We start from the raw sequence: 16,477 nt of genomic DNA, 5'->3' as shown, positions 1-16,477 counted from the left end.
GCCATGATCTTCCGACAACTCTTCGACAGCGCCTCCTGCACCTACACCTATCTGCTCGCGTCGCGGCCGGGCGGCGAGGCGCTGATCATCGATCCCGTGAAGGAGAAGCTCGACCAGTACCTGCAACTGATCGAGGAACTCGGCGTGGAACTCGTGCATGCCATCGACACGCATACGCACGCCGACCACATCACCGCGCTTGGCGACCTGCGCGACGTGCTGGATTGCACGACGATCATGGGCGAACGCACGCGCGCCGAATGCGTGACGCGCCATGTGCGCGACGGCGAGCGCATCGACGTGGACGGCATCACGCTGGGCGCGCTCTACACGCCCGGCCATACCGATGAGTCGTTCAGCTTCGTGCTGCAACCGGACGCGCCGCGCGCCGTGTTCACCGGCGACGTGCTGCTGATCCGCGGCAGCGGCCGCACCGACTTCCAGGGCGGCGACGCGCGCCGTTCGTGGGACTCCATCGTCAACCGGCTGTTCCGCCTGCCCGAGCCTACGATCGTCTATCCGGCGCACGACTACAAGGGCATGAGCGCGTCGAGCATCGGCGAGGAACAGCGCTGGAATCCGCGCATCGCGGGCAAGACCGAGGACGAGTATGCGCGCATCATGTCGTCGCTCGACCTGCCCTATCCGAAGATGATGGACGTGGCCGTGCCCGCGAACCTGACCTGCGGCCAGCCCGCGTCCACACCGCGACGGCAGGGCTGAACGCATGCCCGCACCGTCTCTCATCCAGATCCTTCTTGCTGTGCTATGCGGCGGTTTCGTGAGTTTCATGCTCGGCATGATCGGCGGCGGCGGGTCCATCCTCGCCATTCCGCTGCTGCTCTATGTGGTCGGCCTGCACAACGCGCATGCGGCCATCGGCACGGCTGCGCTCGCGGTGGCCGCGAGCGCTTATCTCAACATGATCCCGCATGCGCGCGCCGGACGCGTGCGCTGGGACGCGGCCTTCACCTTCGCGGCGAGCGGCGTGCTCGGCGCGGCGCTGGGTTCGACGCTCGGCAAGCTCGTCGACGGGCACCGTCTGCTCGACTACTTCGCCATTCTCATGTGCATCGTGGCCGTGCTGATGCTGCGCAGCACTCCCGCCGACGCCGACGACACGCGCGCCGGCACCTCGCGACGCTATCCGCAACTGTGCGGCACAGGGCTGGGCGCGGGCGGACTGTCGGGCTTCTTCGGCATCGGCGGCGGCTTCCTGATCGTGCCGGGACTGATGTTCGCCGCGCAGATGCAGATTGTGGAGGCCATCGGCACGTCGCTGTTCGCGGTCGGCACCTTCGGCCTCACCACCGCGATCAACTATTCGATCTCCGGCGACGTCGACTGGCCCGTGGCCGCAGTGTTCGTGCTCGGCGGCACGGTCGGCGGCTGGATGGGGGCGCGCGCGGCCGGACGGCTCGCGCATCGGCGCGGCACGCTCAACCGCGTGTTCGCCGGGGTGATCGTGCTGGTGGCGGGCTACATGCTGATGCATGCGTCGCAGGGGTGACGGACTTCTACCGATGCGCGATCCTGAACCCGATATTGCTCGCCGACGTCCCCGGCACATTCGAACTGCGCGCCGCAACGCGATAGCGGTTGCAGTACGAATCGTGGCAGAGGAATGAGCCGCCGCGCATCGAGCGCCTGCCCGTAGGTGTATCGAAGCGCGGATCGCGTGCAGCGGTCGCGACGTGATAGTCCGGTGCGTACCAGTCGGCGCACCATTCCCAGACATTGCCGCACATGTTGTAGAAGCCGAGACCGTTCGGCTCGAAGGCATCGACGGCCAGCGGACCGGCGTTCCATCCGGGCGCGGTGGAACGCGGGAAATCGCCCTGCCAGATGTTGCAGCGGGGCCGCCCGTCCGGTTCGAGTTCGTCGCCCCAGGGATAGCGCTTGCCTTCGAGACCGCCGCGCGCGGCGAATTCCCATTCGGCTTCGGTCGGCAGGCGGCCGCCTTTCCAGGCGCAGTAGGCGTGCGCATCGTCCCACGACATATGCACCACCGGATGCCGCGCCCGGTCGCGAATGTGCGAGCCAGGCCCTTCAGGCCGCTGCCAGCAGGCGCCTTCGACATCCAGCCACCAGTGCAGGCCCGGCGCCACGCGACGCATCCCGGCGCGCCGTGCTTCCGGCACCTGAAGATAGAACACGAACGACGTGCCGAGCTGCTCGGCGGTGGTGATGTAGCCCGTCGCCCGCACGAACGCGCTGAACTCGCCGTTCGTCACGGTGGTCGCCGCGAGCGCGAAGTCACTGACGCGCACGCGGCGTGCGGGGCCTTCGCCATCGTCGGCAAAACCTTCGGCGAGATCGGTGCCCATCTCGAACTCGCCGCCGCGAACTTGCACCCACGCATCGGGCTCGCCAGTCCGCGCGATGTCCTGCGCTTGCGACTCCACGTGAACAGCACGCTGCGGCGTGCAGCAAGCCCGCTTCGTGCCGCCCTCGTGCAAGCCCGGCGTCTCCATCATTTGTCCTCTTCCTTTTCCCAGAACGCAGGCTCGTCCTGCTCCGCCATCAGCGCCAGGATCTTCTCGCGCGGAATCACGCCGCAGCGCGCGGCCCATTCGTCGTAGCGCGCCGCCATGTCCTTCACGCGATCCGGATGCTGCCCGGCGAGGTCGTTCAGTTCGGTGCGATCCGCGTCCATGTCATAGAGCTCCCACGGATTCGGATAGCGCCGCACCAGCTTCCACGTACCGATGCGCACCGCCGCGTTGCCTTCGTGCTCCCAGAACATCGGCGGGCGGGCTTCCCCGCCCTTCTGCTCGAACGACGCCCGCAGCGAGTGACCCTCCAGCGGCGCGATGGCGTTGCCGCCATGCTGCTGCGGATAGTCGGTGCGGGTGATGTCGAGCACCGTCGCCATGACGTCGGGCAGATAGCCCGGCGAGTGACGGATCTCGCCCTTCGCCTCGATGCCGTCCGGCCAGTGCACGATGAACGGCGTCGAAATACCGCCTTCGTGAATCCAGTGCTTGTAGAGCCGGAACGGCGCGTTCGACAGATTCGCCCAGGCCGTGCCATAGCTCTGGTACGTGTCCTCGCCGCCCGGCATCAGCGCCGGGTTGTTGCCGAACTGGACTTCGGCGCCCTTGCGCGTATGCGATTTGGCGATCTTGAGATTGTTGACGAGATCATCGACCGTGACGCCTTCCGGAATGTCCTCGGCGCACGCGCCGTTGTCCGACAGAAAGATGATCACGGTGTTGTCGAGTTGCCCGGCGCGCTCCAGCGCCGCGACGATACGCCCGATGCCCTGATCCATCCGGTCGATCTGCGCCGCATACACCTCCATGCAGCGCAGGCGCCAGGCCTTGTGATCCGCTTCGCTCCATTCGGGCTGCGTCGGGTCGCGGTCGCTGAGACGCCAGATGTCGCGCAGGATGCCGTCATCGACGAGCCGCTTCAGGCGCTCCTCACGCAGCGCGTCCCAGCCTGCGTCGAAGCGGCCCTTGTACTTGGCGATGTCTTCCTCATGCGCATGCAGCGGCCAATGCGGCGCCGTGTAGGCGACGTACTGGAAGAACGGCGTGCCGGCATGCTCGGCGACATGCTGCTCGATGAACGAGACCGCTTCGTCACTGATGGCATCGGTATAGAAGAAGTCGTCCTGCTCCTTCGCCTCGTGCTCGATATTGGTGTTGCCGCGCGTGAGCGTGTTCGGATCGTAGAAGCTGCCCGCGCCGATGATCGTGCCGAAGAATTCGTCGAAGCCGCGCTGCATCGGCCAGGTGTCGCTGGGTTCGTCGAGGCTGCTCGCCACATGCCATTTGCCGCTCATGTAGGTGCGATAGCCGTTGGTCTTCAGCACTTCCGGAATGGTCACGCACTGCTTGTTGAGATTGCCCGCATAGCCTTCGGGACCGTAGTCGTAGGTCAGCACGCCGATGCCCGTCTGATGCGGATGCAGGCCCGTCAGCAAGGACGCGCGCGACGGGCTGCAGCGCGCGGTGTTATAGAACTGCGAGTAGCGCAAGCCGTTGCGGGCAAGCCGGTCGAGGTTCGGGGTCTCGATTTCTCCGCCATAGCAGCCGATGTCGGAGTAGCCCATGTCGTCGTTGAGAATCAGGATGATGTTCGGTTTGCTTGCCATGCTGGTCCCGGTGCCAAAAATGAATGAAGGTGCGCGGGTTCGTCGATCCCCGCGCCGAAGTCGCAATGCCGTTCAGGTCTGTGAGTTCAGGTTGGTCTTCAGCGTGCCGTGCGCGTCGCGTTGCGGTTCATGCGCGAACCACACGAAGACGGCAGCGACGATCAGCGAGACCGGCAGCGCGAGAATGGCGCTCTGCAAACCGAGTTCCTGCGCCAGGATACCGCCCGACAGCGGCCCCAGCACCGCGCCGACTTCGCCGCCGAACAGCGCCACGCCGAAGGCCGTGCCGGCAAGACGCGGATCGGTCGAATCCATCACCAGTGCGATGGCGGTGGAGATATACGCGCCGAACACGCCGCCGAGCACCATCAGCGTGAACAGCATCGGTGCGCTTTGCGCCTGCGTAAAGCCCCACAGACAGATGGCCGACACCGGCGTGAGCAGGCTGATGGTGCGCTTGCGGCCGATGCGGTCCGCGAGGAAGCCGCTCAGCACGAGGCCGATCGACACGCCGCCGAACAGCGTCGCCGACATCAGTCCGCCGTTGAGGAAGGACATGTGATGCACCTTGATCGCATACGCCGGGACCCAGGTGGCGGCCATCCAGAAGGTGAAGTTGTAGAGCCCGTGCATGACGAAGACGACCCACACGTTGCGCATGCGGATGACGTCGCGGATGCGCGCGCCGCCCTTCTCGATATGCAGCGCGACGGCTTCGTCGTGGCCCGGCGTCTCGGTGCGCGGACGCTCCTTGATGCGGCGCATGAACAGGACGCCCGACAGCAGCGTGATGACGCCGCAGATCGGCCAGACCGCGCGCCAGCCCATGTGCGCGCCGACGACGGTCGCCGCCGCGATGCCGGCCAGCGTGCCCAGGCTGTAGCCCGTCTCCCAGATGGCCAGCGCACGGCCGCGCTGCTTGTACGGGAAGCTCTCGCTGACCCAGGCGGCGGCAGCCGGATACTGGAGCCCTTCGAAGATGCCGGTCATCACGCGCACGGCGGCGAAGGACTTGACGCCGGTAACGAGACCGGTGAGACAGGTGGCCGCGCCGAAGCCGAACACGGAGAGCACGGTCATCGGCTTGCGGCCGTAGCGGTCCGCGAGCAGGCCGCCGAAGAAGGTCGAGAGATAGCCGACGAAGAAGAACGATACGAGGCCGCCCGCCGTCGCATAGGAGATGCCGAACTCCGCGATGATGAGCGGCAGCAACGGCCCGATGAGACCGCGGTCCGCGAAGTTGAGCAGCCACGTGAACCAGTTCCAGAACAGGACACGCCGCGCGTAGCCGGGCCAGTCGGGCCCTTGTCTGTACACCACCTGTCCGAGTTGCGTGCGCTCCTGCATGGCGCGGTCTCCTTGTGTTTGCCGTAGCGGGCGCAATGGACGCACCCGGATTTTGAGATACAAGGCGAACTATAAGGAACAATTTCGAAAACTAAAAGTTCACTTTCGAAAATATTGGTCAGGGTATACGCTGAGCAAGCTTATATTTCTTCCTTGCTGCCTCTGCTTGTTTTGCGCAGGAATGGCTGGCGTGCAAGCGTCTTTACTTTTTCGCCGTTGTTCGTTAAATTTTCGCAAACGAACATTTTCGTTTCTTTGCGTCAACTTCGTGCCGGACACCCTGGAGAGTGAACAGACCATGCAAGGCTTGATCTACGACCTGCTCGTGGCGGGCGGCGGCATCAACGGAGTGGGCATCGCGCGCGATGCCGCCGGACGCGGGCTCTCCGTCTTGCTGGTCGAACAGGACGATCTGGCGTCGCACACGTCGTCATCGAGCACGAAGCTCATTCACGGCGGACTGCGCTACCTCGAGTACCGCGAGTTCGGTCTGGTGCGCAAGGCCTTGCAGGAGCGCGAAACCTTGTTGCGCTCGGCGCCGCACATCATCTCTCCGCTGCGCTTCGTCATGCCGCACATGCCGGCACTGCGCCCGGCCTGGCTGATCCGCGCCGGACTGTTTCTCTACGATCATCTGGCGAAACGCGAACTGCTGCAGGGGTCGAGCGGCATCGACATGCGCCGTCATCCTGCCGGGGCGCCGCTGATCGACAGCATCGAGCGCGGGTTCATCTACTCCGACGGCTGGGTCGACGACGCCCGGCTCGTCGTGCTGAACGCCCTCGATGCACGCGAACGCGGCGCGACCGTGCTGACGCGGACGCGGCTCGTCAGCGCGTCGCGGCAGGAAGGCGTGTGGCACGCGCGCATTGGCGGCGGCGAAGGATCGCTCTCGACCGTGCGGGCACGTGCGATCGTCAATGCGGCGGGTCCGTGGGTCGGTGAGTTGCTGCGCAACGGCATCCACACCCGCGAGAAGCCGCAGCATCGCGTGCGACTGGTAAAGGGAAGTCATATCGTGGTGCGCCGTCTCTTCTCCCACGATGACGCCTACATCTTCCAGAACCCCGACAAGCGCATCATCTTCGCGATTCCCTACGAGCGCGACTTCACGCTGATCGGCACGACCGACCTCGAGTTTCACGGCGATCCGGCGCGGGTGTCCATCGACGCCGAGGAAGTGCGCTATCTGTGCGACTCCATCAATCGCTATTTCAAGCAGAAGATCGCGCCGGCGGATGTCGCGTGGAGCTATTCGGGCGTGCGTCCGCTGCTGGAAGACGAGCACGCGCAGAACGCTTCCGCCGTGACGCGCGACTATCGGCTGGAAACCGATCATCCCGATGACGAAGCCCCGTTGCTCTCGGTCTTCGGCGGCAAGATCACGACCTATCGGAAGCTGGCGGAAGAAGCCGTCGACACGCTTTGCGAGGCGCTTCGACACGACGGCCGAACCTGGACCGCCGGTGTGCCGCTGCCGGGCGGCGACCTGCCTCGTGCGGACATTCACGCGTTCATCGCGGCGTTTCGGTCGCGACATCCCTGGCTGCCTGAGTCACTGGCGCGCCGTTACGCGCATGCCTACGGTACGCGCGCGGACACGCTCATCGGCGCGGCGCGCAGTCTCGACGATCTCGGGCCGTCGCTCGCGCCGGGCATCGCTCTTCACGAAGCCGAATTGCGCTATCTGCGCGACGTCGAATGGGCCAGGACTTCCGAAGACGTGCTGTGGCGCCGCTCGAAACTGGGCCTGCACATCGCGCCGGATTCGCGCGATACGGTCGCCTCCCGCATCGACGACTGGTTCGCCCGGCAGGACGCAGCGGCGACCGACATCGCGGGGCCGTCGCCGGAACACGCGGCCTAAAGCGCACGCGAGGATTGCGCGGGCCAAGAACAATATTCGGAGACGGACAATGAAACGGCGCTTCATCCTGAGCCTCGACCAAGGCACCACCAGTTCACGCGCGATGCTGTTCGACGCCCAAGGGCGGCTGGTGTCATCGGCGCAGAAGGAGTTCACGCAGCGGTATCCGCGTCCCGGCTGGGTGGAACACGATCCGTGGGAACTCTGGTCGACGCAGTCGGGCGTCGCCGCCGAAGCGCTGTTGCGAGGCGGCGCGGAAGCCGGCGATATCGACGCGATCGGCATCACCAACCAGCGCGAGACGACCATCGTGTGGGACCGGGAGACCGGCAAGCCCGTCCACAACGCCATCGTATGGCAGGACCGGCGCACCGCCGACCTGTGCGACACGCTCAAGGCGGACGGCCTGTCGGCGATGGTGCGCACGAAGACGGGCTTGCCCATCGACGCGTATTTCGCCGCGACCAAGATCCGCTGGATCCTGGACAACGTCGAGGGCGCGCGCGAGCAGGCGGCGCGCGGCAAGCTCGCTTTCGGCACAGTCGACAGCTGGCTCATCTGGAATTTCACGAAGGGCGCGCTGCACGTCACCGACATCACCAACGCGTCCCGCACGATGCTCTTCAACATTCACAAGCTCGACTGGGACGACGACCTGCTCGACGCCTTCGACATCCCGCGCAACCTGCTGCCCGAAGTGCGTGCGTCATCGGAATGCGTGGGCCGCACCGCAGCGGGCGTGCTGACCGCCGAAGTGCCGCTGGCCGGCATCGCGGGCGATCAGCATGCCGCACTGTTCGGCCAGATGTGTACACGTTCCGGCATGGCGAAGAACACTTACGGCACCGGCTGCTTCCTGATGATGAACACCGGCACACAGCCGATCGAATCAAAGAACGACCTCGTCACGACGATTGCATGGAAGCTTGGTGACGAAGTTCATTACGCGCTGGAGGGCAGCATCTTCATCGCGGGCGCGGTGGTGCAATGGCTGCGCGACGGACTGGGCATCATCCGCAGCGCGGCCGAAGTCGAGGCGCTCGCGCGCAGCGTGCCGGACTCCGACGGCGTCTTCTTCGTGCCGGCTTTTGCGGGACTCGGCGCGCCGCACTGGAGCGCCCGCGCGCGCGGCACGCTGTTCGGCGCGACGCGCGGAACGACGGCGGCGCACATCGCGCGCGCAGCGCTGGATTCGATAGCTTATCAATCGGCGGATGTGCTCAAGGCCATGGAAGCCGACTCGGGCATGCATATCGATGAATTGCGCGTCGATGGCGGCGCCTGCGCCAATGATCTTCTGATGCAGTTTCAGTCCGACCTGCTCGGCATCGACGCGGTGCGTCCGCGCATCATCGAAACAACCGCGCTTGGCGCAGCCTGTCTGGCAGGACTGGCAACGGGATTCTGGCCTGACATCGAAACGGTGCAGCAGCAGTGGCAGCAGGACCGGCGCTTCAACCCGTCGATGCAGCCCGCACGCGTGGCGGCCAGCCTGAAGGACTGGCGGCGCGCGGTGGCTGCCGCCAAGGCCTGGGGCGACGACACCGCGTTGCCTGATTCATCGCATCAGAGGGCGTGACGGCGATCGCCCCGGCAAAGCTTATTGCGTCTTCTTGTGCGAAGTGAGATAGGCCAGCAGCATGTCGGTATGCATCGCCGCGATGGCTTCGTAACGCGGCTGCTCGCTATAGTTGCGCCCGATGAACGCATTGATCGAGAAGCGGTTCGACACCACGTAGTACCCCATGCCTACTACCGTGATGTAGAAGTCGAGCGGATCGATGCCCGGCCGGAACTCGCCCGACGCCATGCCGCGCTCGAGGATCTCGCGCATGATGGCAATCACCGGGGAGATGGTTTCGCGCAGCGTGCTCGACCGCTCCAGGTATCGTCCTTCATGCAGGTTTTCGTTATTGATCAGACTCAGCCATTGAGGGTTTTCGCGCAGATGATCCCAGATGGACTCGGCCAGCTTGCGCACGGCCTCGGAAGGCGGCAGGCCCGTCAGATCCAGACTGACTTCACGTTCTCCGAAGCGCCCATACATTGTTTCGATAACCGAAACGTACAAGCCTTCTTTACTCGTAAAGTAGTAATAGAGCATGCGCTCATTGGTCTCGGCCGCGGTGGCGATGGCGTCGACTCGTGCGCCGGCCAGGCCGAACCGGGTGAACTGTTCGGTGGCTGCCTCCAGAATGCGCCGCCGTGTTCCCTCCGGGTCTCGCTTTATTTTTGGTTCGCTCATGGTAGCGCTCGCTCAGTTATCAATCCGGAAACGGATTATCTGCATTATGCCGCGCATCATTCGACAGTTAGTCAAAGTATGCATGCGGATTGTTGCTGCCTTGACGTCTCTGTGACAAGACGTTCTCCTATGGCTGATCATTCCTTCGTTCACCCCTTCGCAATGCTCGCCGCGACCGCCTCGTCCGCGCAGCGCAGCAAGCCCTGAATCAGCCGCGCGCGCGGCGACGAACGTTGCCACACCATGCCGAAGCGGCGCGGCTCTGCTTGCATCGGCAGAGCAAGGCGCGCAATGGACAGCGCGGCGGTCATCGGCGAAACGATGTCCGGCACGAGCGAGACGCCCAGTCCGCGATCGACCATCATCGCAATGGCCATCAGCGAATTCAGTTCGAACAGTTCGCGCGGCACGATGCGTGCAGCCCGGAGATAGTTGTCGGCCTGCTTGCCGCCGCCTAGCGTTCGGTCATAGCGGACGAACGGCTCGCGCCGGAGCAACTCATGCGGATCCTCGCGAGCCAGCCTTCCGGGCGCCAGCACGACGAGCGGCTCCTCACGCAGCAAGTGCCAGTCATAGGCCTTCGGCAACGCGAACGACGGATGCAGGCAGATGGCGACATCGAGATCGCCGCGTTGCAGCGTGTCGTACAGCTCCATCGAGGTGCCCGCGCGAATCAGCACCTTGGCGCGCGGAAAGGCGCGCGCAAAGTTGGCGAGCACATCGGGCAGCAGACTCAGCAGCGCCGTCGTGATGGTGCCGATCCGCAGTTCACCGGTCGGCTCGCCTTCCAGCGCGTGTGCCTTGAGATCCGCGATATCGGCAACCAGGCCGCGCGCCCGCTCGATCACGCGATGCCCCGCCTCGGTCGGAATCACCGTGCGGCCCGAGCGCACGAACAGCGTGATGCCGAGCTCGCGTTCGAGCGACGCCATTTGCTGTGCGATCGCCGCCGGCGTCACGCCGACGCGCCGCGCCGCTTCCGCCATCGAACCGGTATCGACGACGAGCAGCAGGTTGGAAAGGAACGCTGATTCCATAACGTAGATTTGCTTTTGTTTGAAGATAGACGCGGATAGTTTATCTAAAACCTGAGCCTGCGTAGACTGTTTGATAAAGCAAATACAGTTCAGAACAGTTGGGAGACACATGAGAAGCAAGCTCTTCGTGCCGGCATCGCGCCCGGAACTCTTTGCCAAGGCGCTCGCCGGCGCCGCCGACGCCCTCTCGTTCGACCTTGAAGACAGCGTGACGCCCGAGCGCAAGCCGCAGGCGCGCGCGGACTTGCGCGTACTGCTCGAAAGCAGCGACGCCCTGGCGAGCGACAAGACGCTGATCGTGCGCGTGAACGCGCTGTCCACGCCGCATTTCGCCGCCGATATCGACGCAGTGGCACGCAACGGCGTCTCCCTCGTCAACCTGCCGAAGCCCGAACATCCCGACGACGTACTGGCCGCCGCCGCCGCGCTGGAAGCCGCCGAACGCGCCAACGGCGTGAGCGCGCCGATCGGCCTGCTGCTCAATGTCGAGTCGCCGCGCGCATTGCGCCAGGCCGCCGAGCTGGCCGCCGCGCATCCGCGAGTCGCGGGGCTGCAACTCGGGCTGGGCGACCTGTTCGAGCCGCTCGGCATTGCGCGGCGCGAGAACGCGGCCATCGAACAGGCGATGTTCGCGCTGCGCATCGCGGCGGGCGAAGCGAACGTCTTCGCCTACGACAGCGCCTTCGCCAACATCAAGGACGCGGACGGCTTTCGCGCGGAGGCGCAACTGGCGCGCGCGTTCGGCTTCATCGGCAAGAGCTGCATTCACCCGAGCCAGATCGCGATTGCCAACGACGTCTTCCGTCCTCCCGACGAAGACATCGCGCACGCGGTGCGGGTCGTCGTTGCCGCGCGCGAAGCGGATGCAAAAGGTGTCGGCGCGTATGTCGTCGATGGCCGGATGATCGATCCGCCGTTCGTCGAACGCGCGCGCGTGCTGGTCAGCGACGCCGCGCGGCTCGGCCTGCTCTCCGACGAGCAGCGCGCCGTTGCGGGAATTTGAAAGGAGAAGGTTTCATGGAACAGAACATTGGGCGCGGCGGGCCGCTCTCCGGCGTGCGCGTGCTCGACCTGAGCGCCTACATCGCCGGTCCTTATGGCTGCACGCTGCTGGCGGATCAGGGCGCCGAAGTCATCAAGATCGAGCCGCCCACGGGCGACAACCTGCGCAAGTACCCGTCGACGCTCGAAGCGGAAAGCCGCGCGTTTCTCGGCGTGAACCGCGGCAAGCGCGGCCTCGCGCTCGACCTGAAGCAGCCGGAAGCGCTGGACGTGTTGCTCGCGCTCGTGAAGCAGGCCGACGTGCTCGTGCATAACTTCCGTCCGAGCGTGCCGGCGCGGCTCGGCATCGCTTACGAGCAACTGCGCGAAGTGAATCCGCGGCTCGTGTATTGCGCAGTGACGGGCTATGGCGAAACCGGTCCGAACAAGGACAAGGCGGGCTACGACCAGGTCCTGCAGACGATGACCGGCATGTGTACGCTGCAAGGCCCGGCCGACGGCCCGCCCGAAGTGCTGTACGGCTCGGTGGTGGATTACTACGCGGCGGCGCTGGTGGCGTCGGGCGTGGCGTCCGCGCTGTTCGCGCGCGAGAAAAGCGGCGAAGGACAGTACGTGGGCGTATCGCTGCTGCGCAGCGCGCTGACGATGCAGTCCGCGCGTCTCATCTGGGCCGACGGCGAACCGAAGGACGTAGGCCGCGACATGCGTTCGGGCGGCATCACGGGCATTCATCCGACGCGCGAAGGGTATCTCTATCTTTCCGCGAACACGCCGCATTTCTGGAAGTCGCTGTGCGAGCTGACCGGCCTCGACGCGCTCGCCGCCGACGAACGTTACGACAGCGTGCGCAAGCGTGCGATCCATCGCGATGAAATCGTGCCGCAACTGCATGCGGCGCTCGCGCAGCGCAGCGCGCTCGAATGGGAAGCGCGCTTCGGCGACGCGGTGCCTTGCGCCGCTGCACGCAGCGTGGAAGACATGTTCGACGATCCTCAAGTCCTCGCTGAAGAGATGGTCACGCATTTCGAGCATCCGGGCCTCGGCGGCTATCGCGGCTTCCGGCATCCGGTGCGCTTCGGCGCGACGCCGCTGCCCGAGCCGTTCGCCGCGCCCGCCTTCGGCCAGCACAGCGATGCGCTGCTGCGCGAAGCCGGCCTGAGCGAAGCGGACATCGAAGCATTGCGTGCGAAGCGCGCCGTGCTGTGAACGGAGACCTGCCGCGATGAAATGCGATTCCCACATTCACATCTATGACCGCGCGTTCCTGAAGCAGCCGGACGCGCACGGCTTCGTCGCCGATGCCGATGTCGCCGCGTATCGCAGGGTGCAGGCGCGCATCGGCACGGAGCGGGTCGTGATCGTGACGCCGCGCGTGTACGGCACCGACAACGCCGTCACCGTCGATGCCATCCGCCAGCTCGGCATCGAGCATGCGCGCGGCATTGCCGTGCTGCATCCGGACGTGTCCGACGACGAACTCGCCGCGCTCGACCAGGGCGGCATACGCGGCATCCGCTTCACGCTCTACACGGCCGCGAATGCGGCGGTCGGCTTCGAGATGGTGGAGCCGCTCGCGCGGCGCGTCGCCGAACTCGGCTGGCACGTGCAGCTGCACTGGACCGCGGAACAGATCGTCGAGCACGAAGCGCTGTTGCGCAGCCTGCCCGCGACGATGGTGTTCGATCACCGCGCGCGCCTGCCGCTCGCTGACGGCGTGCGTCACGCGGCCTTCGACATCGTGCGCAGTCTCGCCGACGCGGGCCGCGCCTGGATCAAGCTGTCCGGTCCTTATCTGGATTCGGCGGCGGGCCTGGAGCAACGCTACGCCGACATCACTCCGATGGCGCGCGCCTGGGTCGATGCCCTGCCCGAGCGTCTCGTATGGGGCAGTGACTGGCCGCATGTGACCGAGACGCACAAGCCCGACGACGCCATGCTGCTCGATCTGCTCGGCGAATGGGCCGAGGACGGCAGCATCCGGGAACGCATTCTCGACACCAACCCCGCCGTGTTGTACGGCTTCGCGATCTAAAAAGAACAAGACTCACAGGAGACACCGCATGAAATCCACCGCCGCGCCAACGCCCGTGCGCAAGACCCGTTTCACCGAAGCCACCATCCGGCTGTTCGAGCGCACTATTCCCGACCCGTTCGTGCTCGCGATCCTCATCACCGCGATCGTCGCGGTGCTCTCGCTGATCTTCGCGCCGCATGCGTCCGTGCCGGGCATGATCGGCGGCTGGTACAAGGGCTTCTTCGGCATCTTCACGTTCGCGTTCCAGATCACGCTCGTGCTCGTCACGGGCCATGCGTTCGCGCACGCGCCGCCGGTGCAGCGCCTGTTCAAGGCGCTCGTGTCGGTCGCGCGCACGCCCGCGCAGGCCGCCACGCTGACCTTCGTGCTGGTGGCCGTGACCTCGTTCTTCAACTGGGGCATGGGGCTGGTCGTCGCGGCGCTGCTCGCGCGCGAAGTGGCCAAGCGCCTGCGCGTGGACTTTGCGTGGATCGTCGCGGCAGGGTTCTCGGGCTGGGTCGTGTGGGCCAGCGGCATTTCGAGTTCCATCGCGCTGGCGCAATCGACGCCAGGCAGCGCGATGAACGTCGTGCAGAAGCTGACGGGCGCGGTGCTGCCGTTCGGCGAGACCGTGTTCACGCGCTTCAATCTCGTGCCGACGCTCGTGATGCTCGTCGTCATGCCCTTCGTGCTCACGTGGCTCAAGCCGCGCGACGAAGACGCCGTGGTGCTCGACACCGACAAGCATCCCGACGCCCCGGTGCGCAAGCGTCCCGAAGGCAAGCTGAGCTTCGCGCAGGCCATCGAGCATTCGTGGCTCGGCAGCGCGTTCATCGGCGTGATGGGGATTGCGCTGATCGTGCTGGCGCAGGTGCAGCACATCCCGTTCTCGGGCGTGAACGCGGTGATCTTCGTGATGTTCATCGGCGGCGTGATCTGCCATGGCTATCCGCTCGCCTATGCCGATGCCATCAAGAACGCCGCGAAGCAAACCGGCTCGATGATGCTTCAATACCCGCTGTACGGCGGCATCATGGGCATGATGGACGCCACCGGCCTCCCCGACGTGATCTCGCACTTTTTCATCACGATCTCGAATGCGCACACGCTGCCGTTCTGGAGCTACATCTGCTCGGTGATCGTCACCTTCTTCATTCCGAGCGGCGGCGGTCACTGGGCCGTGCAGGGGCCGTTCGTGGTGCCGGCGGCGGTCGCGCTGCATGCATCCGTGCCGGCGACGACGATGGCCGTCGCCATGGGCGAGCAGGTCTCGAACATGTTGCAGCCGTTCTGGGCCGCGCCGGTGGTCGCGATGGCGGGCGTCGGCGTGCAGCGCGTGCTCGGCTTCACCGTGATGACCTTTGCCGTGGGTTTGATCGTGTATGGTGCGGCCTTGCTCATTTTCATCTGACCCGCGATGAACGGAGAACCCTCGATGAAGTCCGCCGCACCCTCGGTCGCCACGCGCGAGAACCCGGGCCTGAAAGAACGCTGGTGGCGCGTGTTCGACGTGCGCATCGGCGCGTTGCCGCTGCCGGTCTATGTGCTGCTGATCCTCGTGCTCGGCGCGATGACCGCGCACGGCAAGCTCGCCGCCGACCTGCCGACCGGCATCGCGCTCGTCGCGGTGGGCGGCTTCACCTGCGCCGAACTGGCGAAGCGCATTCCGTGGATCCGTCACATCGGCGCGACCTCGATCTTCGCGGCCTTCATCCCGTCGATGCTGGTGTACTACCACCTGATGCCCGCGCCCATCGCGAAGGCTGTCACGACCTTCACCAGGCAGTCCAACTTCCTCTATCTGTTCATCGCGGCGATCATCGTCGGCAGCGTGCTGAGCATGGACCGGCAGACGCTCGTCAAAGGCTTCGTGCGGATCTTCGTGCCGGTGGCGGCGGGATCGGTGGCGGCGGCGCTCGTCGGCACGACTGTCGGCACGGTGCTCGGACTGGACCTGAAGCACGCGCTTTTCCTCGTCGTCGTGCCGATCATGGCGGGCGGAGTCGGTGAAGGCGCACTGCCGCTCTCGGCGGGCTATGCGCAGATTCTCGGCGTCGAGCAAGGGCCGCTGTTCGCGCAGGTGCTCTCGGCGGTGATGCTCGGCAACATCGCGGCGATCTGCTGCGCGGGTCTCCTGAGCTATCTCGGCACGCGCCGTCCGCAACTCACCGGCAATGGGCGCCTGACACTCGCCCAGGCCGACGACGACGTCACCGAAGCCCGCGCGCCCTCCTTCGAGTTCGATGTCAGTTCGGTCGCGGCTGCGGGCGCGACGGCCATCGCGCTGTATCTGGTGGGCGTGCTGAGCCATCAATACTTCGACTGGCCCGCGCCGGTCGTGATGCTCGTGCTGGTGGTCGCGGCGCAGTTCTTCCAGCTCGTGTCGCCCCGCGTGCGCGGCGGCGCGCGCTTCATGTACGGCTTCTTCTCCACCGCCGTGACCTATCCGCTCATGTTCGCGATCAGCGTTGCGATGACGCCGTGGGGCGAGATCGTTGCCGCGTTCCATTGGGTCAACATCGTGACGGCCGTGTCCACGGTGCTCACGCTGACGCTGACCGGCTTCCTCGTCGCGCGCCGCATGGGCATGTATCCGGTCGAGGCGGCCATCGTCAACGCCACGCATAGCGGCCTCGGCGGCACCGGCGACGTCGCCATCCTGACCGCCGCAAACCGCATGGAATTGATGCCCTTTGCCCAGATCGCCACGCGCATCGGCGGCGCGATCACGGTCATGATCGCGCTCGCGGCCTTCGCCTGGCTGCACTAGCCGCTGCAAGGATATTTCCCTCGCCTGGCGCTTCCCCGCGCCAGCTTGACCTCCGCTTATCCCGTCTTTACGAAACCACTTTCCGCACCTTTC

Annotated in this window: 14 protein-coding genes; 9 read left to right on the top strand and 5 right to left on the bottom strand. The window is 65.6% G+C overall.

Annotation, left to right across the window (positions count from 1 at the left end; genetic code table 11):
- The first annotated feature begins 3 nt into the window (after nt 1–3).
- Together QCE64_RS16010 and QCE64_RS16005 are read left to right on the top strand one after the other, a co-directional pair.
- Nucleotides 4–723 carry an MBL fold metallo-hydrolase gene (locus QCE64_RS16010; RefSeq protein ID WP_310004764.1) on the top strand — a complete coding sequence of 240 codons (720 nt, stop codon included), beginning with the start codon at nt 4–6 and terminating at the stop codon, nt 721–723.
- A gap of 4 nt (nt 724–727) precedes the next feature.
- Nucleotides 728–1,510, top strand: a complete 783-nt coding sequence (locus QCE64_RS16005) for a sulfite exporter TauE/SafE family protein (RefSeq protein WP_310004762.1) — start codon at nt 728–730, stop codon at nt 1,508–1,510.
- A gap of 7 nt (nt 1,511–1,517) precedes the next feature.
- Here the strand turns inward: QCE64_RS16005 and QCE64_RS16000 are convergent, their stop codons facing one another.
- From QCE64_RS16000 to QCE64_RS15990, 3 genes are all read right to left on the bottom strand, one after another.
- Nucleotides 1,518–2,477 (bottom strand): formylglycine-generating enzyme family protein, encoded by a 960-nt coding sequence (locus tag QCE64_RS16000; RefSeq protein ID WP_310004760.1) that lies wholly within the window; start codon nt 2,475–2,477, stop codon nt 1,518–1,520.
- The gene (locus QCE64_RS15995; RefSeq protein ID WP_309921034.1) at nt 2,474–4,102 is read right to left on the bottom strand and encodes an arylsulfatase; all 1,629 of its coding nucleotides are present in this window, start codon (nt 4,100–4,102) and stop codon (nt 2,474–2,476) included. Before QCE64_RS15995 ends, QCE64_RS16000 begins: the two co-directional genes overlap by 4 nt.
- 72 nt (nt 4,103–4,174) lie before the next feature.
- Nucleotides 4,175–5,449 (bottom strand): MFS transporter, encoded by a 1,275-nt coding sequence (locus tag QCE64_RS15990; protein WP_309921032.1) that lies wholly within the window; start codon nt 5,447–5,449, stop codon nt 4,175–4,177.
- A 298-nt stretch (nt 5,450–5,747) separates the two neighbouring features.
- Here QCE64_RS15990 and glpD point away from each other — a divergent pair, with 298 nt between their 5' ends.
- Nucleotides 5,748–7,316 carry a glycerol-3-phosphate dehydrogenase gene (gene glpD, locus QCE64_RS15985; RefSeq protein ID WP_309921030.1) on the top strand — a complete coding sequence of 523 codons (1,569 nt, stop codon included), beginning with the start codon at nt 5,748–5,750 and terminating at the stop codon, nt 7,314–7,316.
- A 49-nt stretch (nt 7,317–7,365) separates the two neighbouring features.
- A complete protein-coding gene (glpK, locus tag QCE64_RS15980; RefSeq protein WP_309921029.1) occupies nt 7,366–8,895 on the top strand; it encodes a glycerol kinase GlpK in 1,530 nt (509 codons plus the stop codon).
- Nucleotides 8,896–8,916: 21 nt separating this feature from the next.
- On the opposite strand, the gene QCE64_RS15975 is transcribed toward glpK, so the two are convergent.
- Both QCE64_RS15975 and QCE64_RS15970 read right to left on the bottom strand, forming a co-directional pair.
- Nucleotides 8,917–9,561 carry a TetR/AcrR family transcriptional regulator gene (locus QCE64_RS15975; RefSeq protein ID WP_309921027.1) on the bottom strand — a complete coding sequence of 215 codons (645 nt, stop codon included), beginning with the start codon at nt 9,559–9,561 and terminating at the stop codon, nt 8,917–8,919.
- A gap of 149 nt (nt 9,562–9,710) precedes the next feature.
- Nucleotides 9,711–10,598, bottom strand: a complete 888-nt coding sequence (locus QCE64_RS15970; RefSeq protein WP_309921025.1) for a LysR family transcriptional regulator — start codon at nt 10,596–10,598, stop codon at nt 9,711–9,713.
- Between the two features lie 109 nt (nt 10,599–10,707).
- On the opposite strand from QCE64_RS15970, the gene QCE64_RS15965 reads away from it, so the two are divergent.
- The 5 genes from QCE64_RS15965 to QCE64_RS15945 are packed head-to-tail and all read left to right on the top strand — an operon-like array spanning nt 10,708 to nt 16,384.
- A complete protein-coding gene (locus tag QCE64_RS15965; RefSeq protein ID WP_310004759.1) occupies nt 10,708–11,601 on the top strand; it encodes a CoA ester lyase in 894 nt (297 codons plus the stop codon).
- A gap of 14 nt (nt 11,602–11,615) precedes the next feature.
- Nucleotides 11,616–12,806: a CoA transferase gene (locus tag QCE64_RS15960; protein ID WP_309921019.1), complete on the top strand. Its 1,191-nt coding sequence runs from the start codon at nt 11,616–11,618 to the stop codon at nt 12,804–12,806.
- A gap of 16 nt (nt 12,807–12,822) precedes the next feature.
- Nucleotides 12,823–13,632, top strand: coding sequence for an amidohydrolase family protein (locus QCE64_RS15955; protein ID WP_310004756.1), 810 nt, complete (start codon nt 12,823–12,825; stop codon nt 13,630–13,632).
- 28 nt (nt 13,633–13,660) lie between these two features.
- Nucleotides 13,661–15,025: a TIGR00366 family protein gene (locus QCE64_RS15950; protein ID WP_310004754.1), complete on the top strand. Its 1,365-nt coding sequence runs from the start codon at nt 13,661–13,663 to the stop codon at nt 15,023–15,025.
- A 24-nt stretch (nt 15,026–15,049) separates the two neighbouring features.
- Entirely contained in the window at nt 15,050–16,384 is a 1,335-nt protein-coding gene (locus QCE64_RS15945) for a 2-hydroxycarboxylate transporter family protein (protein ID WP_309932120.1), read from the top strand.
- Nucleotides 16,385–16,477 lie beyond the last annotated feature (93 nt).

This window comes from Caballeronia sp. LZ043 (assembly GCF_031451075.1).
Taxonomy (GTDB): Bacteria; Pseudomonadota; Gammaproteobacteria; order Burkholderiales; family Burkholderiaceae; genus Caballeronia.
The sequence above is the reverse complement of the archived record's forward strand: the minus strand, read 5'-3'. Positions and strand labels throughout refer to the sequence as shown.

Coding starts and splice junctions, on each gene's coding strand:
- QCE64_RS15945 (WP_309932120.1), top strand. CDS start 15,050: ATGAAGTCCGCCGCACCCTCGGTCGCCACGCGCGAGAACCCGGGCCTG.
- glpD (WP_309921030.1), top strand. CDS start 5,748: ATGCAAGGCTTGATCTACGACCTGCTCGTGGCGGGCGGCGGCATCAAC.
- QCE64_RS16005 (WP_310004762.1), top strand. CDS start 728: ATGCCCGCACCGTCTCTCATCCAGATCCTTCTTGCTGTGCTATGCGGC.
- QCE64_RS15950 (WP_310004754.1), top strand. CDS start 13,661: ATGAAATCCACCGCCGCGCCAACGCCCGTGCGCAAGACCCGTTTCACC.
- QCE64_RS15955 (WP_310004756.1), top strand. CDS start 12,823: ATGAAATGCGATTCCCACATTCACATCTATGACCGCGCGTTCCTGAAG.
- QCE64_RS15970 (WP_309921025.1), bottom strand. CDS start 10,598: ATGGAATCAGCGTTCCTTTCCAACCTGCTGCTCGTCGTCGATACCGGT.
- QCE64_RS15965 (WP_310004759.1), top strand. CDS start 10,708: ATGAGAAGCAAGCTCTTCGTGCCGGCATCGCGCCCGGAACTCTTTGCC.
- QCE64_RS15995 (WP_309921034.1), bottom strand. CDS start 4,102: ATGGCAAGCAAACCGAACATCATCCTGATTCTCAACGACGACATGGGC.
- QCE64_RS16000 (WP_310004760.1), bottom strand. CDS start 2,477: ATGATGGAGACGCCGGGCTTGCACGAGGGCGGCACGAAGCGGGCTTGC.
- QCE64_RS15960 (WP_309921019.1), top strand. CDS start 11,616: ATGGAACAGAACATTGGGCGCGGCGGGCCGCTCTCCGGCGTGCGCGTG.
- QCE64_RS15975 (WP_309921027.1), bottom strand. CDS start 9,561: ATGAGCGAACCAAAAATAAAGCGAGACCCGGAGGGAACACGGCGGCGC.
- QCE64_RS16010 (WP_310004764.1), top strand. CDS start 4: ATGATCTTCCGACAACTCTTCGACAGCGCCTCCTGCACCTACACCTAT.
- glpK (WP_309921029.1), top strand. CDS start 7,366: ATGAAACGGCGCTTCATCCTGAGCCTCGACCAAGGCACCACCAGTTCA.
- QCE64_RS15990 (WP_309921032.1), bottom strand. CDS start 5,449: ATGCAGGAGCGCACGCAACTCGGACAGGTGGTGTACAGACAAGGGCCC.